This is a genomic window from Paenibacillus fonticola DSM 21315 (assembly GCF_000381905.1).
Taxonomy (GTDB): domain Bacteria; phylum Bacillota; class Bacilli; order Paenibacillales; family Paenibacillaceae; genus Fontibacillus; species Fontibacillus fonticola.
Window position 1 is genome coordinate 173,265 of the sequence record NZ_KB907252.1, and the last position, 17,642, is coordinate 190,906.

The following is a 17,642-nucleotide window of genomic DNA, read 5'->3' on the forward strand; positions in this document are numbered from 1 at the left end:
CTGGTAAGAGTTATCCTCATTATATGAATAGCTTATAATCCTTCTTCTCTCAGTAAGGTCAGAACAATCTCTGTCTTCATAGGGAATCCTAAACGAAGAAAAGTTTCTACTATCCCTCTTTTACAACAATAACCCGGTAGCTTTCATCTGAAATAATAAATCTGTCTCCTATTGTAATCTTTATATCATCATAATATTGCTCTATAGTTGCTTTCATTTCATCCATATTTGGAATCTCATTGACGTATAAATATAGATCATTAATTTTTAGGCATTCCATATCAATATCTATCTCTACTTTTTGAATATCATTATTTTGACGCTCCACGGGTTCTACTTTTCCTATAATTTTATCCCCATGATCCATACCAGCCTTGCCTTTTCCATGCTGTTTTTCAAACTCTTCTTTCATTTCATGTGCTTTTTTTAATCCAACCAGTGCAATCAAGCCACCTTGGGCATAATCATAATTTTTTCCAAAAAGAGATGCAAGACGAGAAGAATTAGGCCAGCCAATTTTAAAAATATGAACCAATTCAATTAAAAGCTCCAGCAATGTACTTTCCTCAAGCTTTTGCTTTAATTCTAAGTATTCATCACTAAATCCATAATACGTGTCAAAAGTTCCAGCCTCTTCATCTACCACCTTACCAGCAAAATACTTTTTAACATAAAGAAACTTTCTCTCGTCTCCATTATTTGTATACATTAATAATCCCCCCAACTCCACAGCCCGCTACTCCAATTCAATAAGTATTTCAAAATCTCCATTTGGACAATTCTACTCTCTAGTCAGGGCTTCATTACTGTAAACTATCGCACCACTTTTTAGGAAGTCTATATTTTCTGGGAATCCAATACAAATTCCAATATTTCTTTTATTAACTAATGAGGTCGATATTTGAAATGAAACCACATCAAACACATGTTTATTATCTTCAGAATCTATGACAACAATAGATTCTCCAATCAATTCTTTAATTTTTCCATGACTCAAATGATCAAGTTCTGGATTTACACCACCAATAACTGTACCTTTATTCTTAACTTCAAAATAACCGCTAATTTCAAATAACTTCAAGGTACCCTCTTTTCTATAACGTCAGAGAAGTAGACCTTAACACTGGCCCCTTCATCCAGCAAACAGTAAAAAATAAACCAAACTCCCTTGTTTCAAATGGAAATAAGGGAGTTTATCTGCAATCTGTATACACACGATAATTTTATTCCTCTAGCAATCTTGATCATCTAAATTGGATAAATTTACAATCCCCTTATGAAAGATGTTACAGCATAACAATTTTCTAGATCATCCTCGTCTAGCATCGACCAATAATAAATAGTATTCTTATGAATATTAATATCTTGAAGAAGATGATATCTGATAACACTAAAATTTGCCTCAACCTTTCCTTCTACTATAGCATCATTAAATGATGAAATAATAATAATCATTAAAGTGAATCTTTCCTCTTTGTTTAATTCAATTTTTTCATAAGCGTATAAAAATTCGGTGATTCTTGAAGAATCCGCGACTTCGTACTCCCAATCTTGTGAATACTCATCAGGAACAGGTATTTTTTTTACAAGACCTTCGATAGCGCTCTTAGTTACATATTCCGGATATATATTCTCCATGTTATTTCTCCTAATAAAATATATTTAAGAGATTACCTTAACTACTTACTAATTCATCCCGGGCCGTATAAACTTCTGTCATCATTAATGCACCAAGTTGAAATCCATGAATAAATGAAACTTCAGCATACATTGAACCAGACTTACTTCGCAAATCAAGTAATTCTTCAAGCTGATTAAATTCTGTTGCCGATAACTTCTTCTCCCACGTCTTTATGGCTTCGGATATTTGCCGGTTTAATGCACGGTATTCGGGATCAGTTGGCACAATCGTTTCTACAGGGCGAATGTCTCCACAATATAGAGCTTCTAAAATACTTCTCATTTTCCTCTTCCCTTCATCAGGATTTGCAGCTCCTTGAAAGAAAAATTAGCACATGAAGCAGTTCGCAGTTAAATAGCATTTCTTTGGCAGAGGCATGCCACTCCTTTTGTTGATTCATCTTCTTTCAGTCTCAAGATAAGAAAAATCCGGAACTCCAAAATAGGCGCGGGTCGCGCCCATATATATTCCTCAAAAGAATTTCTATAATGCTCCCAGCTTATTTTTGATTTTTCATCCCCTTTTTATACAGATTTCAATTATCCTTTCGAATTACTCGTAGTCTCTTTTATAGTTTAATTATTCTTGATAGTCTCATCGACGTTACGCTGTAACGTCACACATTTGATTATATGACGTTACAGCGTAACGGTCAATGTTTTTTTATTAATTCATGGTATATTGTTTTATATAGGGTTTTGGGAGGACTACAATGAAAATCAAAATTAAGTTACAACAACTTTTAGATGAACGAGATATTTCTCAACGCCAGTTTGCCATTATGGTTAATATGCGTCCCGGGACAATAAATGCCCTTTGCAGAGGAACGACGGACAGAATTTATATCAGCACTCTAGAACAGATATGCCTAGCATTGAATATACATATTCATGAATTAATTGATATGGAAGATTGAGCGTTGCTATTATCGGGATGAGTTTAGACAGTTCCTTCAAAGGACATTGTAGTCCCTAGACACCAAATGGCAGCTTCTATAGTATCTACCACATCCCCTCTAAGTCCATTTTCACCTGGTGTTCTCTCTCCCCCTAATATTTTTCTCCCCTATGCTCTGGCTGATTATTTTGACGTAAGCCTTGATTACCTTGTAGGACGCTCTGATAACTCTAGTTATCATTAAAAGATAAAAGCCTAATGTTCGTATATTAGAAATGAAGAAACATTTATACGAGAATTTACACGGGTTAACTGTGTCGTTCATTTTGAATATGGGTTCATTCAGCACTGGGTAGGTTTCACTGCATTCCTCTATATCTATTACCAGTTGCTATCCTCAGGCATATCTTCGGAGTTAATCCAATTAATCAATTCAGTTCTTTCGCCGGATACAAGAAACTCACTTATGGCAGTCCAAGCTTTCTCTAGTGGCATAAACAAACCAATGGAAGCATACCATTCATCCGAAGATTCAACGAATTGATCTAAGGCCAGTGGAATTTCTAATGAAAGCCATTCTTCACTGACTCTCCTATTTTCCATAACTAGATACTTAAGATATATCCCATGCTCATCAATAGGGAAAATCAAAAGAGACCTTTGATCCTTTTCATCGTCGAAGTAATCTATCGTTGCGGTACCAATTCCTTGATACCAATAATCAGGAAAAGAATCGATCATACTTTGACGTAAATCATCTACATTAGGATTTTCAAAGATTGTTCCAGTAGGAGATTCAAAAACTATTTTCATACTTTTCTCCTCCACTTCCCATTCTTGCTTCGCCATTGTTTTTTCTTCTCTTAGAATATGAGCATGACCCGTAAAAGCAACGCTCGCTACTCGCTAGTGCCCCCAAACAATTCTTTGTAAATATTTAAAAGAAACTCTTTTTTATCCTCGACTTCCGTTTGAAAAGGCATGGATGTCATCTCAAAAATAGGATCTAAAATCTCCTTATCTTGAATAGATATTTCCAGAGACCTTTTTATTCTAATTCGTCCTTCATCGTTAAATTCTTCATTAAAATCAGGAACAATCAAAGTCTTTATTATCTCCACTTGTTCCTTCTCATCATTTATATCAAAATCACAAATTTTATCGTTTTCCTCATCCGTCATATATTCTGAATGAATGTACTTCAAAACACTCAGGATATCTGCTGGCTTTGGGTCACTTGTCCTCATTACGAACCTCCACTTATTTACCGATCCTTAATACTTTTCATATATTAAAGCTTTCTGCAAAAATTAAGAATAGAAAAAAGCTTAATATACAATTAACTTTCCCTTAGGCCATCTTCCTTCCCATCCGCATGGAAAATTACCGGACTCATAAACTTTAAACAACTCCATAAAAAAAGCAGGCTGGCGTTCATTTCGATAATTATTCTCCATTATTGCACCAATAAATTCCCACCTAACATTGTCTAACAGAGAGTACGGGAGATTATTATCTATTAAATAATTAGTTACATTAGGAACGACAAAATTATCAATAACCTCTCTACCCTTTTGGGCATATTTATTCCATTCCTTGTACCGATTGGGATGATTAATTAACAAGTATTCAGACAATTGATTATCTGCTTCTTGGGTGATTAGCTCCCAATATTTCCCCTCAGATTGTTCTAATGCCGCTTTCCAATTTCCAACCCTGATATATTCAAAACTTATTTTTGTTCTAGGTGCTTTACCACAATTAGCAAACCAATTAATTTCCTTGATTCTACTAATAAACTCCTTATCCATATGCGTACTCCTTTTCAATTTAACCTTTATTCCCCTCATCTTCTTCTAATAAATCAATGTTCAAAGCCCCGTCATTTATCCATTCAACAAGATCCGCACTGACTAAAGAAGCAAATTAAGGATCCTGAAAAGGTCTTCAGGATCCTCCAATGGGGAATTCTCAAGCTTTCGAATCTATATGCCCATCTCCTCTTTCGGCAGGGGTCCACTCAGTTCAGTCGGTTGCTGCTCATCTTCCTTCATCATCATTAGCAAGTTGTCTCTGATAAATACGATCGGCTCATCCGCTGGGGCTTTCGCAGCCCATGGTTTGAAGATAAATAACACCACCAAAACAGCCGCCCCTGCAAGAGCGAGAAGCGTAGAAACCATAAGCTTTTTGTTGTTACGCAAAACCTGCAAAGCTTGCAAAACATTCTCCTCCTGTATACCCATAAGGTTTTATTAGTTATGTATTCCTAAAGTATGTATTCCTAACCTTCTCGTTACATAAGTATGGGTGCAACTATAAAATACAATCCTAAAACAAGGCCAATAAGGCCCCAATAATGCATAGGGATAAAAAATAAACTGTGCTGGGTGCCCATTCTGTATTGTTCTCCTGTTTCAGGATCAACCAGTATTTTTCCGGAATTGGCATTCAGTGCTTTTCCCAAAAACCAAATAATCATTCCCGAAACAATGAAAATCAAAGCCAGCGGCAATTGAGAATCTGTTTCGCCAAGTCCTATCGCGGATAATATGCCCTGAACGATAGCCAACACAATGCCAAAAACAACGACGTTCAGAATACCCCAGCCTTTCCAAATGATCATTAAAACATTCCTTTCTGGCTATCTAGCCTTCCTAATTCTCAAACACCCTTTAGATATGTATGGCACGTTTCCGGCAACAAAATTGCCATTATGAGACAACTGAATCATAGTGCTTTTTCAACTTATGATATGTACATGTGCCTGAAATGCCTTGCAAGTAACCGCTCCTGAATCTCCTTCCATTTTTAAAATTTGTTTAAGATTGGAATCCCCAATACATATATATCGTATTTCCGCATGGAATTTTTTACCCTTTAGAGAAGTTTCAAGGTGATTCCTATGCTTATATATTCACAAAGTTGTTCATTTGATTTCAAAGACGATAAGTTGCTAGTTCTTCAACTATTTCACATTCGTCATTCGTTTCTTTCTTGATTTTGAACATATAAAAAAAGCTCATTCCTACTCATTGTTCAAGTGGAAAGAGCTTTTGAAATTGTTAATGTTTTTACATAGACTATAATTACATACTCATAAGATTCATTTTACAGCTTTCCTGTTCCTAGGCATCTACATTGAAAAAGCCTATTCCTCATTATCAACTTCATGGAATAGGCCTTTCATTACCATATATATAGCATTTGTTATAATAGATCGTTATTTTCAATACTCCTAACTTCTATCATTTTTTGTTCAATCCAATTTATAACCATTTCTGCTTTTTCTTGTTTAATTTCCCCCCGCTCGTTTAAATAGTTATAATTTTCAAACGCCCACACCAATATGATTTTTACAAATTCAACTGTCTCTAATTTACAGATCGGTTCAACTTCATCTTCTTCTTCATCATAAAAAAGATCTTCAATTATTGTGTAGTCTCTATACGATGTAACACTAGATGCATTTCCCCCATGATCATACTGAGGTATATTTCCCTTTAATAATTCAATATAATTATCTATATCAACCTTCAAATCCTCATATCTCAAATATATATCCGATCCCAATGGGTTACTTATCATATTGGCGAATTTCAAAGATTTTTCTTCATCAAAGTCTAGAACAACTGTATTAAACCTTTCCATATATTTAAATTTATATTTATACTTAATCACTATTAAAATTTCCTCCGATAGCCTTAGCATTATTTTGACAACTTCCTAACAAAATTCTTTACAATAATTAATTTCTAATTTTATAGTTATCATTAACTGAGTTACTTTAATTTAATAGCAGGTATCATTTTTATGCTTTCCAAATCGTCAAAATCAAGTCGCCGTACCCCTTCTGGTATTGAAACTCTGCAGATTTGTACTCCATTTCTGCATTGATTGCACCATATAGTTAGGTATCCTATGTTTGTCTCTTTATCACCTACATATACATACTCAATATCATTTTCTCTACAATCAGGACAAACAAGGTTTTTTGTTAAATAATCACTTTTAGTGAACTCTATAATAAGCTGCATCCACTCATCTGTCATTTTATTCCCCCATTCACAATTCTGTAAATCCTGGAACATAATGTCCAAGCGTTTTAACTAATGCCTTACCTTTACACTGATTCAGCTTTTCCCTTAGATACCCACTCAACTTCTCTATATTTTGCTTTGAAGTACGCTTCCACAGATTTACTAATCAGTCATCTTATTTTCATCTTCTAAAACAATAATCCTATAAGTTTCATCTTTGATGATTAGTTTATTACCAACAGCAATGTCAATATCATCAAACCTTGCCTCGATAATGGTTTTCAGTTCATTCAGATCAGGTATTTTGTTGACAAATAAATAAAGATCATTGATTTTTAAACACTCCATGTCAATATCCATTTCTATTTTAGATATATCTTGATCTTTACGTTCAATGTTTTCGACTCTACAAATAATTTTGTCCCCATGATCCATACCTGCTTTACCTTTACCAAACCGTCTTTCAAACTCCTCTTTCTCTTTTCGAGCGGCTTCTAATCCATAACGAGATATCAAAAATCCTTGTACTATTTCATAATCCATACTAAAAAGTGAAGATAGCTCGTAATAGTTTGGCAGTCCTTCTTTGAAAATATGAACCAATTCACATATAAGGTCAACAAAATTGCTCTCCTTTATGAATCTCTCTAACTGACCCCTTTCGCCGTTCCCTAACCAGTCAATGTCATTTGAATCGTCTACAATCACTCCAATGAAATAAAGCTTAGCATATAGGAACTTTCTTTCCTCCCTATTATTTGGATACATTAAAAATCCCCCCATTATCTTTGTATCTTCTTCCATAAATAACATATCAAGCCTAACATAATTCCCCTAACCTGCTAAGTCTTTTTTATTCTGATCTGTCTACGAATTGACGCTATGATTAAATCATCATAATTGCGATGAAGAGCTTAAAAAAAGCTCATTCCTACCTAAATACAGGTAGAAATAAGCTTCTATTGATCTTTTATTTCTTAATAAAATATATTAAAGAGAATACCTTAATCACTTACTAACTCATTTTTGGCCGTATATACTTCTGTCATCATTAATGTACCAAGTTGAAATCCATGAATAAAGGAAACTTCAGCATACATTGAACCAGACCTACTTCGCAGATCAAGTAATTCTTCGAGCTGACTAAACTCTGTTGCCGATAACTTCTTCTCCCAAGTTTTTATGGCTTCGGATATTTTCCGGTTTAATGCACGGTATTCGGGATCAGTTGGCACAATCGTTTCTACAGGGCGAATGTCTCCACAATATAACGCTTCTAAAATACTTCTCATTTTCCTCTTCCCTTCATCAGGATTTACAGCTCCTTGAAAGAAGGACTGACACATGATAAAGTAATTGTGCAGTCTGTCCATCAGGCAGCTGCGCTGTGGAAGTGGCAATTTCTTTTGCGAGAGTGCGCCACTTCCTTTGTTTATTCATCTTCTTCTAGCCTCGCGATCCCCCGCCTTACAGCTTCGTTCTTTGTCACCTTATTTTTCTTAACGTAACGTTCAAGAATTTCATTATGCTTCTTATCTAGCCTCACTGTAAGTCGTATTTCTTTAGGGTTATCTGAATATGGCCGACCAATCTTTTTGGTGATTCGTTTCACCTCCTAGCTTAATTATTGGCTGACAATAATAACATATTAAATGTCTGCCATAAAGTCAAGAATACTTTCCTATACTGTAGCTTCCCCTTCATTTAGGAATATAAAAAGCTTATTCTTAACTCATATTCAAGTTGAGAATAAGCCTTAATTATTATCAAATATATATTTCATTTATTATTATAATGGTTTCTCTTTTCTTCTAAATAGATATTGATTATTTCATAAAACTCCCTGGTATTAATATTATTATCATAGACGAACTCAATAAATGTATTCTCCTCATTTACTTCCACAAAACATGACCATGGGTTATATATGTTATTGGTTAAATGCCACCGTATTCATATCAAAGGACGAAAAAGACTACAACACGGGGTATATTTTCTGTACACAAAAAAAAGCTCATTCCTACTCTTAAAATAAGTTGGAAAAAGCTTTTGAAAGTTTATCAAGTGATTGAATCATTTAGCGTTGTTGGTTGTATTGTATGATCTTGTTGTCACTTTGTAAACCTACCTATTTCTCATTTTATTGATTGATTGGTTTACTCAATTCAGTGTGAAATTTTTATAAATTTAAAATATCCTTTATCTTATCCATAAGTAATGCACTTGGCTTCCTGTTCCGGGTCATTACCAATAAATCCCACAGGGATTTCTTTCAAACAATTATAGAAATCTGAGCTGTTCATAATGATTTCCATATGAAGTAGTTTTATAAATATCATTATAAGTTAATTAGAAATAATAAGTTATGCAGCCTATTGATATGAAAGTTTAACAACTCATATATTATCATCTCTATTGTAATTTTTTAAGAAACTCCCTACATATTCTACCTGACATATTATCAATTGATGCCATTTTTCTCAATTTCTCCATAAGTTCATTGTTATTTATTATACAATCTTTATTATTATCATTAATTAAAAATCTTAGAGAATCAATACACATTTCAAATAGTTCTTTGTCTGTTGTTTCAATAAGTGATAATATTATATTAATTTCTCTTGCATCATTTTCTTCTTCAAAGCAATATACTACTCTTTTTTGCCACTCTAACGACTTATCCATTATATTTTTTCCAAGCAATTCCCAATCTATTTCAGAAAATTTTTCCAATAAGGTCATTGCATCATTTACTCCAACATCATACCAATAATCATCTGATGCATTCTCTCCAGACATTTCAGTTATTAATTTGTCAAATTCTTCATATTTCATAAATTTACCCCCACTAATTTATTGGATCAAATCCTGGCGTTGGTTTACCTCCCACCGGATATCCAGCAGTAATGTTTTTGCCTTCTTTAATAACATCTATTTCAACACCATCTATAGTACCGTTATGCAAAGTTGTAGTTACCCCATCTGAAGTACGACTTCCAACTGCTGGCGTATCGCCAATTTTCTTTATAGTGCTTATAATTTTCTCATCACTCCATGAATCAGGAAATAGTGTGCTTTTTTAAGTTTTGCGAGAGTTCCATCTGAAAACTGATGATAAAATTGAACAAATTTAGTTCTATCTAGATTCTCCCTGAGAACTTCTACTGCATAATTAGGGTTTGCACCATTTACCACATTAGGAGAATGCCCCCTCTAAGTTTACCTGGTATTCTCTCTCCCCCTAATATTTTTTGCTCCATCTCTGGTGATAAGTAAGATTCACTAGCTTCACCCGTCCCCTTAATTTTTGGTTTCAATACATTATTCATTCCACCATCCAACGCATCAATATTTCGCGCATATACCGCCAAGTCACCGGATTTTAGTGCGGATTTTATTACCTGCCTAATCTCTAGTGCTCCCACCACAGTGCCCGCTACATTTACGAAATCCTGATTCATCCACAAAACGGTAGGGTCAGTGTAGTATTCCCCATCATTTAAATCATTTTTCTTTTGTATGTTAATACCTATATCCACTGCCGCGAGAGATAACATGAGCAGCGAGCCTCCCCCGGTGAAGATCTGGATAGCCCCTCAAGAGAAAGAAACCTTGACAGGCATGAAGCCAGTCAAGGTTCAATTACATTAACAACAAGCAGAGTAGTCGCATTCTAACCGGAGCGTCTTTTATCTGACTAACACCATTCAATAGTGTTTTACACGACTAATTTATGATACCTTCTTGATACTTTAATCTCAGTTCATGAAACGGAAACCTTTTAGCCCCTCCCAACCCTTTATCATCGACGATAACCATATTATCTCTTCTAATCATTACAGGGGTATCTCCGTTTGATTCCAATAAGCACTCACCATTTAATCTAGTCATAATGCTTCCTACGAATTTCATTAATTCATTTATTCCGTTAGAATGATCGCTATAGATATCAAACCACATTTTATACTTGAAATTCAAACCATAATCTTCACTTCGAAATTTCACACTATCACCACCTTCTGTAATACTAACATTAAATCCATCAGTTATTACTTCAAGTTCTACATCGGAGTCAGTTATTATCTCTCCATTACGCAATATTTCAGTAACTATTCTTTTAAAATGATCAAAATCATAATCTCCAGCCAAAAAGAACAAATAAAACATATTACTCCTCCAATTCTATGGATAAAGCCTAATTACTTTCCCATCTTTAATGATGAGTAATTCTTCTAGTGTATCTATTTTATATTCTTTAAACTGTTTAGCTACATCATCAACTGATCCTGAAAAATCGTCCAAATTAATAACAATTCGGCTTGCTTGTTTTTCAGTTTTTCCTTTTACAGTATCCCAAATATTCCTTACAGGTGTATTCGCTTTAGGTGAGTAGCAGTCAAATGCTTTGCCATCTATTAAAAAGTCTGGACTAGAGGTTTTTTTAATTCCAAAACCATTACCACCTTTTGTATCAGGTAACATCTTAATATCATAACCTTTGCTGGCTAAAAAATCTGCTGCTTCATTTTGTAGTTCTTTCGGCCGAGGATCGTTAGGGTCAGGCTTTTCATACTTCCCTTTAGGTTTACCGCCTGTTGGTAAAGTTCTTAAAGTTATATCTTCTCCGTTATGATACAATCCAAGCTCTTTCTCCCTTGAGAGAAATTCATTGAAGTTAGATGCTTCGCGTGCTTTTCTACTATCTTCGATATTTCGCAGTACCTGTTCCTTATCGTATTTCGGATCACCTTTACCCGTCCCCTTAGGATTATCTAAATAAGTTCTTTATAATAGGATGGCAGTTTATTTAACCACCACCCATTATGATTAACTAGCCATTGTTTTAGGTTGATCTGGCATTATATAAACCGTTATAGTAAGCATAGAACACAGGATTTCGAGGAATTTTACTTCCCTTACAAACTTGGACTTGTTGGACAGCTAAGTTGTAAAAGACATCATATAGCTTTCGATTCCCTTGTTTTGTTTTCTTCATCGTTTCCTTACCGCCCGAACCCATTTTAATTGGAGCTATTCCTGCATATCTGGCGAGTTTATCAGAATTAGCGAACCGATGAATGTCACCAATTTCTTTAATAAAAGCGGAGGAAGTAACAGTATCTATCCCTTGCATAGTCTCAAGCTGCATACCTAACATTTTAATTGTTACTTTTAACTCTTTATCTACCTTCTTGATTTCCTGCTTCTTAAAGCGAATATCTCGAACAACAAAAAACAAGCCAATTATGGTAGTATCTGACCATAATCGACCTGTTCGTTGTAACGAAAAACCGTTATTTAGGTGAAAAAGTTCAAGCATCTTATGTGCGTACAACCGAAATGGAGAGTCTTTATACGGGTATTACATGGGTGAGATGTGTTATTGGTTGAATGATCGGTTTATTCGGCACTGGGTAGCCTGCCGTTTTCCTTTTGTTGTTACTCAAACCCAATGGTAATCCATTCATCCACATAGTCCCAAAAGTTAATATTATACTCTGGTTGATCTTTTGCTGACCATAAAGTTGCATTATCATCTTCACATTTTTTAAAATCTATAGCTATATAAGTTCCCATCCCATTACTAAAAAAACCAAAGGAAGATTCCAAACCAATTTGTAATGGTTCTTCTAAATCATCAATAATACTCCAATCAAATTCATCATCACCCAAATAAACAACATCTTCTAGAGCCACTAACCCCATAGAGCCACTCGCATAATAATAAAATCCGTTGTGTAGTTTTTCATAAAACGTTCTAATGGAAGAAGGGGTTTTTAACCATGATTCTTTAAGTGGTTCATTATCAATACCCTCCAAAGGATTTCTTCCTTCGTAATACAGTACCTTACCCTGTCGGTTCTTAATGGTGTATAGAATAGAGTACCTATGGTTTATATCCATCAACTCAATATTAACTAGGTAATCATTTAGATATGATATAGTATTTCTTAGTTCAGTTGCTAAATTTATATTCCAGATTTCTAGCAAGGATTTAATTCTCATTTTAATCTCTTTATGTCTAAAAACCTCATACCAAGCAGGGGGAAGTGAGTCTATTTTATCAACTTCATCATTTGGAACAAGTCTTACATATCCATCTTTTTTCAAGGTATATTTTTTTAAGTAATCAAGTTTCCGTTCCATTGTATTTAGTCCTCCCCTTTATCATTATTCTTTTTATTTCGTTCATTAAAATCATCAATTTGTTTTTGTAATTTCCTTTCCATCTCTTTTTCTTTTCCATCATTTCTTTTCTAAATTTAGGGTCAACCTCAATCTCACCTTCTTTTCCCTTCTTATAATGCGTCCATTCCTCAAAAGTTTTATCTTGTTTAGAGCCATTCGCCGCTCTACTTAACCATTCATGTTTTCTGAATTATTTAAAATCTCAAGTTGTTGTCTCTCTGTCAGTTTTCCAAAACCTTCCATTCTAGTAATATTATCCATAGATACAATATGATCAGGTTCTAGTCTTTTTATAACAATTTTACCAGGAAGATCGTCAAATGGTATTTGAATTCCTTCATTCACTTTATCTCGAAGTTCTGGAGTTGGTGTCTTCCCTCTTAACTTTTTATATTGTTCATCTGATATCCTTCAATCCCCGTACCGATGCGGTGTTCCAATATCACCCGTAGGATCTGCCCCCATTGTTGCTCTCTTCTCCGCCTCCTCCTCCAATTCCTTCATAACCTTCTCATAATTAATCTGCACTTCGGTTTTACGTGGAATTTTTTCGGGCATCAATTTCTCGAAGAGATTAATATCATCTGGAATCAGTGCACCATCTGCTGGCGAGAGTTCCCTTCCCCTGAACATTCGAGCAAATTGACTGCCTACTGCCGCTAAGTCCTTCAGGCTCTCTTTAAAGCCTTCTTCTACATTCTTTACTCCTTGTTTTAGCCATGCTGTAGAAGGACCGATTGCTTTTTGGACAAGCCCATTTGCTTTCTGGAATTCATTATGGGCACTTACAAGAAAGAACACCCAAATGCCTGAAAAGCCTTCTGACGTTCTCACAGCCATCGAGAACCGCCCAACAGACAGGGAGGAGGGGCGGCGTTTTTACAGTTGCGTAGCATTTTGAAAATCCTATGAGAAAGCGAACATAACAAAAAACAGGTCAATCATGGTGGTTTCTGACCATAATCGACCTGTTCAATGTAATAGAGTAGCGTTCAACTTATATTATTCGACAAAAAGAGGATACACAAAACTATTGACAGACCCGCTAGTCGTTTACTGGAATAAATGTAATAATTCTGCCTTCAGGATACTTACCTTCCCATCCGCAAGGCCAACCGCCTGATTGATATATACGGAACAGTTCCTCATAAAAATTATTCGTTTTACCATTAACTAAGCGGTTTATAGCACACATAAAGAGGTCACCTTGTACCTCCTCAATAATATCCAGATATCCACTTGGAAAAAAACCTTCGGAGTAACTTTCTGTTGAATCAAATAGCTCTTTTAACTCACGTTCAACTGAACGCAGTTCTTTTTCGTACACTTTGCCGATAATTTCACTATCTTCGGAGGACTTAACATACTCCCAGAGCGTATCTACAATATCTAAATCTTGTGTCCAAGCTATTTCCTGTGCTTGTTCAAAATCGTCAATAATCGTAAATTCATCATCTAGTTGCTTATTCCCCTGAAATAGTTGGTTTGATTGAATATAATTGATAACCTCTTCGACTAAAGATGAATATTCTCCGTATTTCATTTATTTAACCACCTTTCCCATAGCTCTTCTGTTGCTCCGCCGCCTCTATTCCAAATCTCCAGTTTTTTATATTCGCCAGACTTATAAAATCTACTTAGACCCATTGCCTTTACTTTTGATTTATAAAGTGGTAGACCTTTTTCAACAGCCTTTTGCAATTTTTGTTGTAATTCGTAAACTTGTTTTTCAAGAACCTCTACACTTTGATTAATATCCAGTTTATCCAACTGATTTCTAGCAACATCATTATATACCTTATGATAGCCCTTGTGTCTAGATAGGCTGCTAATAGCTTCACTTGGTTCAGGAAGGAAGATTCCATTAGTATAGTGATTCATATCCATCCCAATTTTTTTGATTATCGGATGGCTATTAAGTTGAGATGGGATAATATGCTGTGCCTGATACCCAGACCATGAAGTAGAACGTGGCAGCCCCATTGACTCCATTAAATTCTGTCCCAATTCAGTCGGGTCACCTTTAGTAGTAACACCAGGAGTTCCAGGTATTCTTCGACCTTCACCCGTCCCCGTAGGATCAGCACCCCTTGCTGCTCTCTTCTCCGCCTCCTCCTCCAACTCCTTCATAACCTTCTCATAATTAATCTGTACTTCGGTTTTTGGTGGAATTTTCTCGGGCTTCCATTTCTCGAGATGATTAATCGATGCACCATTTACTGGCGATAGTTCCCTCCCCTTGAACATTCGAGCAAATTGACTGCCTGCTGCCGCTAAGTCCTTTAGGCGTTCTTTAAAGCCTTCTTCTACACTCTTTACTCCTTGTTTTAGCCATGCTGTAGAAGAACCGATTGCTTTTTGGACAAGCCCATTTGCTTTCTGGAATGCTTTTATCCCAACTTTTCCGATCCCCTTTAGAACTCTCGAATCGAATAAACCACCGGTTATGCCACCAATTCCTGCGTCCAAGAATAGTGTACCGAAGCTAAATCCATTCCCCTCCATATTCTGGCGCATAATACTTTCAAATGTATTCGTTGTGGCGCCGAAAGCCATTTTTCCACCAATCGTCGCCATCGTTCCAAACGGGCCAAAAATAGCTCCTGATACAGCTCCAATTACGGTTTCTCTAAAGGCAGTCAGCATATAGTCCTCTACATCACTGACTTCACCTCTTATAATATCCGAAACGGCCATGCTGGCTACGGCAGCTGTTCCGGCTATTGCAGCTCCGGCAGCCACGGCTCCAGCCGAGACTCCAACTACAACACCAGCTGCTCCAAGTGTTACTACACAAGCTGCCGCAAATAGCGTTACCGCTGCTACCACAACTAGCCCTGCCATCACATTTCCAAAGAGCTTGCCCCAACTAAACTTCTTCTCCTCTGTTTCTTCCTTCGGCGTATAAGTCTGAATCTCATCGTTGTATTTCTCATAGCTTGTCCGGTCGGCACCGTCTAGCTTGACCTGGCTTCCGAGCAGGTGGTACTCGCTTTCAACTGTAAATCCGCTCAGCTTGCTTAACTTTTTGGCCAGGATCATGTTCGGTGTCCGGAATACCACACGTTTCGGAGTGTACAACGAAATATCTTCGCCCGCATTCATCGTGAGCTTCCGGTGGCTTGTCAGGATGACGCCAGCCGCATCATCAAAGCTAATCATCAGCGGCTCTTTGGAACCACTCACCACATTTATCGCTGTCGGCGTAATTTCTAGCTCGCTGCCATGCTCCGTACCGAAGTAGCGGTTGTTGGGATCCCCGGTTTTACCGCAATCCTCTCCGTTTGTCCTCACACAGCCGATGACCTTGGCCTTGCTTCCTGCATCATCTGGGAAGTACAGGCTTGCATTCGTTCCCTTCTGAGGCATCGAGTACATGGCACTGCCCGTAGGCGGGGCAAAGGGGAACCAATAGGCCGATGCAGGCGGCTGCTCCTGATCGATCTCCAAATGCAGCTTTACCTGCTGACCCTTGACATCTAGCACCTTCCCGTTCATCGAGACGCCAACCAACTTGGGGTTATGTATCCAATTTTGACGTATGCCATCTCTTCTCGATAAGCGGTATTTATAAATCAGCTGGCCCTGATTCATGGCGGCTTTCATTTCACTGATCACCATCGGTTTATCTCGAAACAGAGCTTCGTCCCCGATCGCATAACGTGTGCCGCTTTGAACCTCGTATGTAAAAAAATCAGTATGATGCACCGATGCAGCTCCTGACCTTGCCTCTTGATAAGCTAATAAATCTTTGCTTGCCGTATACGGCAAATCATCGGGAAGCTGGATGCTGTTCCTGTTTGGCACGCCGATGTACATCCGTGGTTTGGCTTCGTAAATATCACTGAACACCACGCTCTGCAAATGACTGGCCATCCGCTTAAGAAACTCCCAGTCGGTTTCGTCATACTGGATGATCGGTGCGCCAATAGGCTTATTTTCGCCCACAAGTTGAATCACATCGTACCCGGCGTAAGCTTTCAACACGCTTTTGACGAGTTCACCGTACGTCATGTTCTTATTTTGGAAGGATCGGCGCCTCTTCTGCACATCCAGCCGGCTCGTGCCGGAAATGACTTCTAGCTCTATACTATAAATCCCGTTGTGATGCTTGGTTTGTACGTTGGCAATGAGTCCGCTAAAAATCTTGGTTTCCCCGTCATACACCTGAACCTCGTCATCCGTCGACGCTTTGAGTACGGCGTTAACCTGCTCTTGCTCATCGAGAAGGCCGCAAATAAATAATCGCGCATGCTCATTTGGATTCCATTCCATTTGAAGGTCTTTAACTACTTTGATTCGGTATGGCGATGTTACGCTTATGTTTTCAAACCCTATCATATCTACTAGCCTCCGATCGCATAACTTATCATGCTGTCCGGTCGCCTCCGCTTATGCTCTTTCATATTTTCACTGAATACTGCTGCCTACTCTTCTTCATGCTGTCCACTGCTATAAAACTGGATCACACCGCCCCATGCGCAGCTCAATACCGACTCGGTAGTCAATGCGGATTCCCCCTCTACCTTTGCCTGTTCCTTTGTTTTCTCCCATCTAGCATTTTCTAATAAAGTAAACTGGCAGGGCTTGCCTGCTATCTCCGTACCTTCCATCGAAATTAAATAAACGGTCTCACCGCTCTGGTTCTCCGGACTATCGCAAATTCCAAAACTTGAAATATGGACTTCTGGCATACAATCCGACTCATTCATCATAGGCTTATCGTTCACATAAGCCCCATGACTATGGGGTAAGTTCAATTTTCTACGATGAGATCCGCATTCACATTGAATAAGAGCGCCACGCACTACATACTCGGGCTTATCCACAATCTC

At 37.1% G+C, this 17,642-nt stretch carries 25 protein-coding genes and 1 pseudogene; 1 reads left to right on the forward strand and 25 read right to left on the reverse strand.

Translation table 11 applies throughout. From position 1 onward, the window contains the following. Positions 1 to 109: 109 nt before the first annotated feature. The 4 genes from G358_RS0110215 to G358_RS0110230 form a co-directional block, all read right to left on the reverse strand. Positions 110 to 709 carry a hypothetical protein gene (locus tag G358_RS0110215; protein ID WP_019637119.1) on the reverse strand — a complete coding sequence of 200 codons (600 nt, stop codon included), beginning with the start codon at positions 707 to 709 and terminating at the stop codon, positions 110 to 112. Between the two features lie 72 nt (positions 710 to 781). Continuing rightward, complete coding sequence (locus tag G358_RS0110220; RefSeq protein ID WP_019637120.1) at positions 782 to 1,081, reverse strand: hypothetical protein; 300 nt, start codon at positions 1,079 to 1,081, stop codon at positions 782 to 784. 182 nt (positions 1,082 to 1,263) lie between these two features. Next, entirely contained in the window at positions 1,264 to 1,638 is a 375-nt protein-coding gene (locus G358_RS29850) for a hypothetical protein (RefSeq protein ID WP_019637121.1), read from the reverse strand. Between the two features lie 37 nt (positions 1,639 to 1,675). After that, positions 1,676 to 1,963, reverse strand: coding sequence for a DUF6809 family protein (locus tag G358_RS0110230; RefSeq protein ID WP_019637122.1), 288 nt, complete (start codon positions 1,961 to 1,963; stop codon positions 1,676 to 1,678). A gap of 430 nt (positions 1,964 to 2,393) precedes the next feature. Between G358_RS0110230 and G358_RS0110235 the strand changes: the two genes are divergently transcribed. Further along, positions 2,394 to 2,597 carry a helix-turn-helix domain-containing protein gene (locus tag G358_RS0110235; protein ID WP_019637123.1) on the forward strand — a complete coding sequence of 68 codons (204 nt, stop codon included), beginning with the start codon at positions 2,394 to 2,396 and terminating at the stop codon, positions 2,595 to 2,597. A 362-nt stretch (positions 2,598 to 2,959) separates the two neighbouring features. Here G358_RS0110235 and G358_RS0110240 read toward each other — a convergent pair whose 3' ends face one another. From G358_RS0110240 to G358_RS0110345, 21 genes and pseudogenes are all read right to left on the reverse strand, one after another. Further along, positions 2,960 to 3,427, reverse strand: coding sequence for a hypothetical protein (locus tag G358_RS0110240; protein WP_019637124.1), 468 nt, complete (start codon positions 3,425 to 3,427; stop codon positions 2,960 to 2,962). A 50-nt stretch (positions 3,428 to 3,477) separates the two neighbouring features. Then, on the reverse strand, positions 3,478 to 3,825 hold the full coding sequence (locus G358_RS0110245; protein ID WP_019637125.1) for a hypothetical protein: 348 nt from the start codon (positions 3,823 to 3,825) through the stop codon (positions 3,478 to 3,480). Positions 3,826 to 3,906: 81 nt separating this feature from the next. After that, positions 3,907 to 4,389 carry a hypothetical protein gene (locus G358_RS0110250; protein ID WP_019637126.1) on the reverse strand — a complete coding sequence of 161 codons (483 nt, stop codon included), beginning with the start codon at positions 4,387 to 4,389 and terminating at the stop codon, positions 3,907 to 3,909. Positions 4,390 to 4,563: 174 nt separating this feature from the next. Next, entirely contained in the window at positions 4,564 to 4,800 is a 237-nt protein-coding gene (locus tag G358_RS0110255) for a hypothetical protein (protein ID WP_019637127.1), read from the reverse strand. Positions 4,801 to 4,874: 74 nt separating this feature from the next. Then, entirely contained in the window at positions 4,875 to 5,204 is a 330-nt protein-coding gene (locus G358_RS0110260; protein WP_019637128.1) for a hypothetical protein, read from the reverse strand. Between the two features lie 584 nt (positions 5,205 to 5,788). After that, the gene (locus tag G358_RS0110265; RefSeq protein ID WP_026342184.1) at positions 5,789 to 6,259 is read right to left on the reverse strand and encodes a hypothetical protein; all 471 of its coding nucleotides are present in this window, start codon (positions 6,257 to 6,259) and stop codon (positions 5,789 to 5,791) included. Between the two features lie 101 nt (positions 6,260 to 6,360). After that, a complete protein-coding gene (locus G358_RS29855; RefSeq protein ID WP_019637130.1) occupies positions 6,361 to 6,630 on the reverse strand; it encodes a hypothetical protein in 270 nt (89 codons plus the stop codon). 150 nt (positions 6,631 to 6,780) lie between these two features. Beyond that, on the reverse strand, positions 6,781 to 7,386 hold the full coding sequence (locus G358_RS0110275; protein ID WP_026342185.1) for a hypothetical protein: 606 nt from the start codon (positions 7,384 to 7,386) through the stop codon (positions 6,781 to 6,783). A 236-nt stretch (positions 7,387 to 7,622) separates the two neighbouring features. Beyond that, positions 7,623 to 7,910, reverse strand: a complete 288-nt coding sequence (locus G358_RS0110280; RefSeq protein ID WP_019637132.1) for a DUF6809 family protein — start codon at positions 7,908 to 7,910, stop codon at positions 7,623 to 7,625. 1,120 nt (positions 7,911 to 9,030) lie between these two features. Beyond that, on the reverse strand, positions 9,031 to 9,453 hold the full coding sequence (locus G358_RS0110285; RefSeq protein WP_019637134.1) for a hypothetical protein: 423 nt from the start codon (positions 9,451 to 9,453) through the stop codon (positions 9,031 to 9,033). Positions 9,454 to 9,466: 13 nt separating this feature from the next. Continuing rightward, positions 9,467 to 9,658, reverse strand: a complete 192-nt coding sequence (locus tag G358_RS33925; protein WP_338042685.1) for a hypothetical protein — start codon at positions 9,656 to 9,658, stop codon at positions 9,467 to 9,469. Positions 9,659 to 9,806: 148 nt separating this feature from the next. Next, positions 9,807 to 10,175 carry a hypothetical protein gene (locus G358_RS0110295; RefSeq protein WP_019637136.1) on the reverse strand — a complete coding sequence of 123 codons (369 nt, stop codon included), beginning with the start codon at positions 10,173 to 10,175 and terminating at the stop codon, positions 9,807 to 9,809. Positions 10,176 to 10,344: 169 nt separating this feature from the next. After that, on the reverse strand, positions 10,345 to 10,785 hold the full coding sequence (locus G358_RS0110300; RefSeq protein ID WP_019637137.1) for a hypothetical protein: 441 nt from the start codon (positions 10,783 to 10,785) through the stop codon (positions 10,345 to 10,347). Between the two features lie 15 nt (positions 10,786 to 10,800). After that, on the reverse strand, positions 10,801 to 11,256 hold the full coding sequence (locus G358_RS0110305; RefSeq protein ID WP_019637138.1) for a CdiA C-terminal domain-containing protein: 456 nt from the start codon (positions 11,254 to 11,256) through the stop codon (positions 10,801 to 10,803). Positions 11,257 to 11,491: 235 nt separating this feature from the next. After that, positions 11,492 to 11,848: pseudogene (locus G358_RS29860) on the reverse strand (transposase); the annotation flags it as partial. Positions 11,849 to 12,057: 209 nt separating this feature from the next. Beyond that, a complete protein-coding gene (locus G358_RS0110315; protein ID WP_019637140.1) occupies positions 12,058 to 12,765 on the reverse strand; it encodes a hypothetical protein in 708 nt (235 codons plus the stop codon). Between the two features lie 210 nt (positions 12,766 to 12,975). Beyond that, entirely contained in the window at positions 12,976 to 13,152 is a 177-nt protein-coding gene (locus G358_RS34525) for a hypothetical protein (protein WP_019637142.1), read from the reverse strand. A 66-nt stretch (positions 13,153 to 13,218) separates the two neighbouring features. Then, the gene (locus tag G358_RS0110330; protein ID WP_019637143.1) at positions 13,219 to 13,647 is read right to left on the reverse strand and encodes a hypothetical protein; all 429 of its coding nucleotides are present in this window, start codon (positions 13,645 to 13,647) and stop codon (positions 13,219 to 13,221) included. Positions 13,648 to 13,852: 205 nt separating this feature from the next. Next, positions 13,853 to 14,350, reverse strand: coding sequence for a hypothetical protein (locus G358_RS0110335; RefSeq protein ID WP_019637144.1), 498 nt, complete (start codon positions 14,348 to 14,350; stop codon positions 13,853 to 13,855). After that, entirely contained in the window at positions 14,347 to 17,148 is a 2,802-nt protein-coding gene (locus G358_RS29870; protein ID WP_019637145.1) for an AHH domain-containing protein, read from the reverse strand. Before G358_RS29870 ends, G358_RS0110335 begins: the two co-directional genes overlap by 4 nt. 86 nt (positions 17,149 to 17,234) lie before the next feature. Continuing rightward, positions 17,235 to 17,636, reverse strand: coding sequence for a DUF4280 domain-containing protein (locus tag G358_RS0110345; protein ID WP_019637146.1), 402 nt, complete (start codon positions 17,634 to 17,636; stop codon positions 17,235 to 17,237). Positions 17,637 to 17,642 lie beyond the last annotated feature (6 nt).

Coding starts and splice junctions, on each gene's coding strand:
- G358_RS0110215 (WP_019637119.1), bottom strand. CDS start 709: ATGTATACAAATAATGGAGACGAGAGAAAGTTTCTTTATGTTAAAAAG.
- G358_RS29850 (WP_019637121.1), bottom strand. CDS start 1,638: ATGGAGAATATATATCCGGAATATGTAACTAAGAGCGCTATCGAAGGT.
- G358_RS0110230 (WP_019637122.1), bottom strand. CDS start 1,963: ATGAGAAGTATTTTAGAAGCTCTATATTGTGGAGACATTCGCCCTGTA.
- G358_RS0110235 (WP_019637123.1), top strand. CDS start 2,394: ATGAAAATCAAAATTAAGTTACAACAACTTTTAGATGAACGAGATATT.
- G358_RS0110240 (WP_019637124.1), bottom strand. CDS start 3,427: ATGGCGAAGCAAGAATGGGAAGTGGAGGAGAAAAGTATGAAAATAGTT.
- G358_RS0110245 (WP_019637125.1), bottom strand. CDS start 3,825: ATGAGGACAAGTGACCCAAAGCCAGCAGATATCCTGAGTGTTTTGAAG.
- G358_RS0110250 (WP_019637126.1), bottom strand. CDS start 4,389: ATGGATAAGGAGTTTATTAGTAGAATCAAGGAAATTAATTGGTTTGCT.
- G358_RS0110260 (WP_019637128.1), bottom strand. CDS start 5,204: ATGATCATTTGGAAAGGCTGGGGTATTCTGAACGTCGTTGTTTTTGGC.
- G358_RS29855 (WP_019637130.1), bottom strand. CDS start 6,630: ATGACAGATGAGTGGATGCAGCTTATTATAGAGTTCACTAAAAGTGAT.
- G358_RS0110275 (WP_026342185.1), bottom strand. CDS start 7,386: ATGTATCCAAATAATAGGGAGGAAAGAAAGTTCCTATATGCTAAGCTT.
- G358_RS0110280 (WP_019637132.1), bottom strand. CDS start 7,910: ATGAGAAGTATTTTAGAAGCGTTATATTGTGGAGACATTCGCCCTGTA.
- G358_RS0110285 (WP_019637134.1), bottom strand. CDS start 9,453: ATGAAATATGAAGAATTTGACAAATTAATAACTGAAATGTCTGGAGAG.
- G358_RS0110295 (WP_019637136.1), bottom strand. CDS start 10,175: ATGTTATCTCTCGCGGCAGTGGATATAGGTATTAACATACAAAAGAAA.
- G358_RS0110300 (WP_019637137.1), bottom strand. CDS start 10,785: ATGTTTTATTTGTTCTTTTTGGCTGGAGATTATGATTTTGATCATTTT.
- G358_RS0110315 (WP_019637140.1), bottom strand. CDS start 12,765: ATGGAACGGAAACTTGATTACTTAAAAAAATATACCTTGAAAAAAGAT.
- G358_RS0110330 (WP_019637143.1), bottom strand. CDS start 13,647: ATGGCTGTGAGAACGTCAGAAGGCTTTTCAGGCATTTGGGTGTTCTTT.
- G358_RS0110335 (WP_019637144.1), bottom strand. CDS start 14,350: ATGAAATACGGAGAATATTCATCTTTAGTCGAAGAGGTTATCAATTAT.
- G358_RS29870 (WP_019637145.1), bottom strand. CDS start 17,148: ATGATAGGGTTTGAAAACATAAGCGTAACATCGCCATACCGAATCAAA.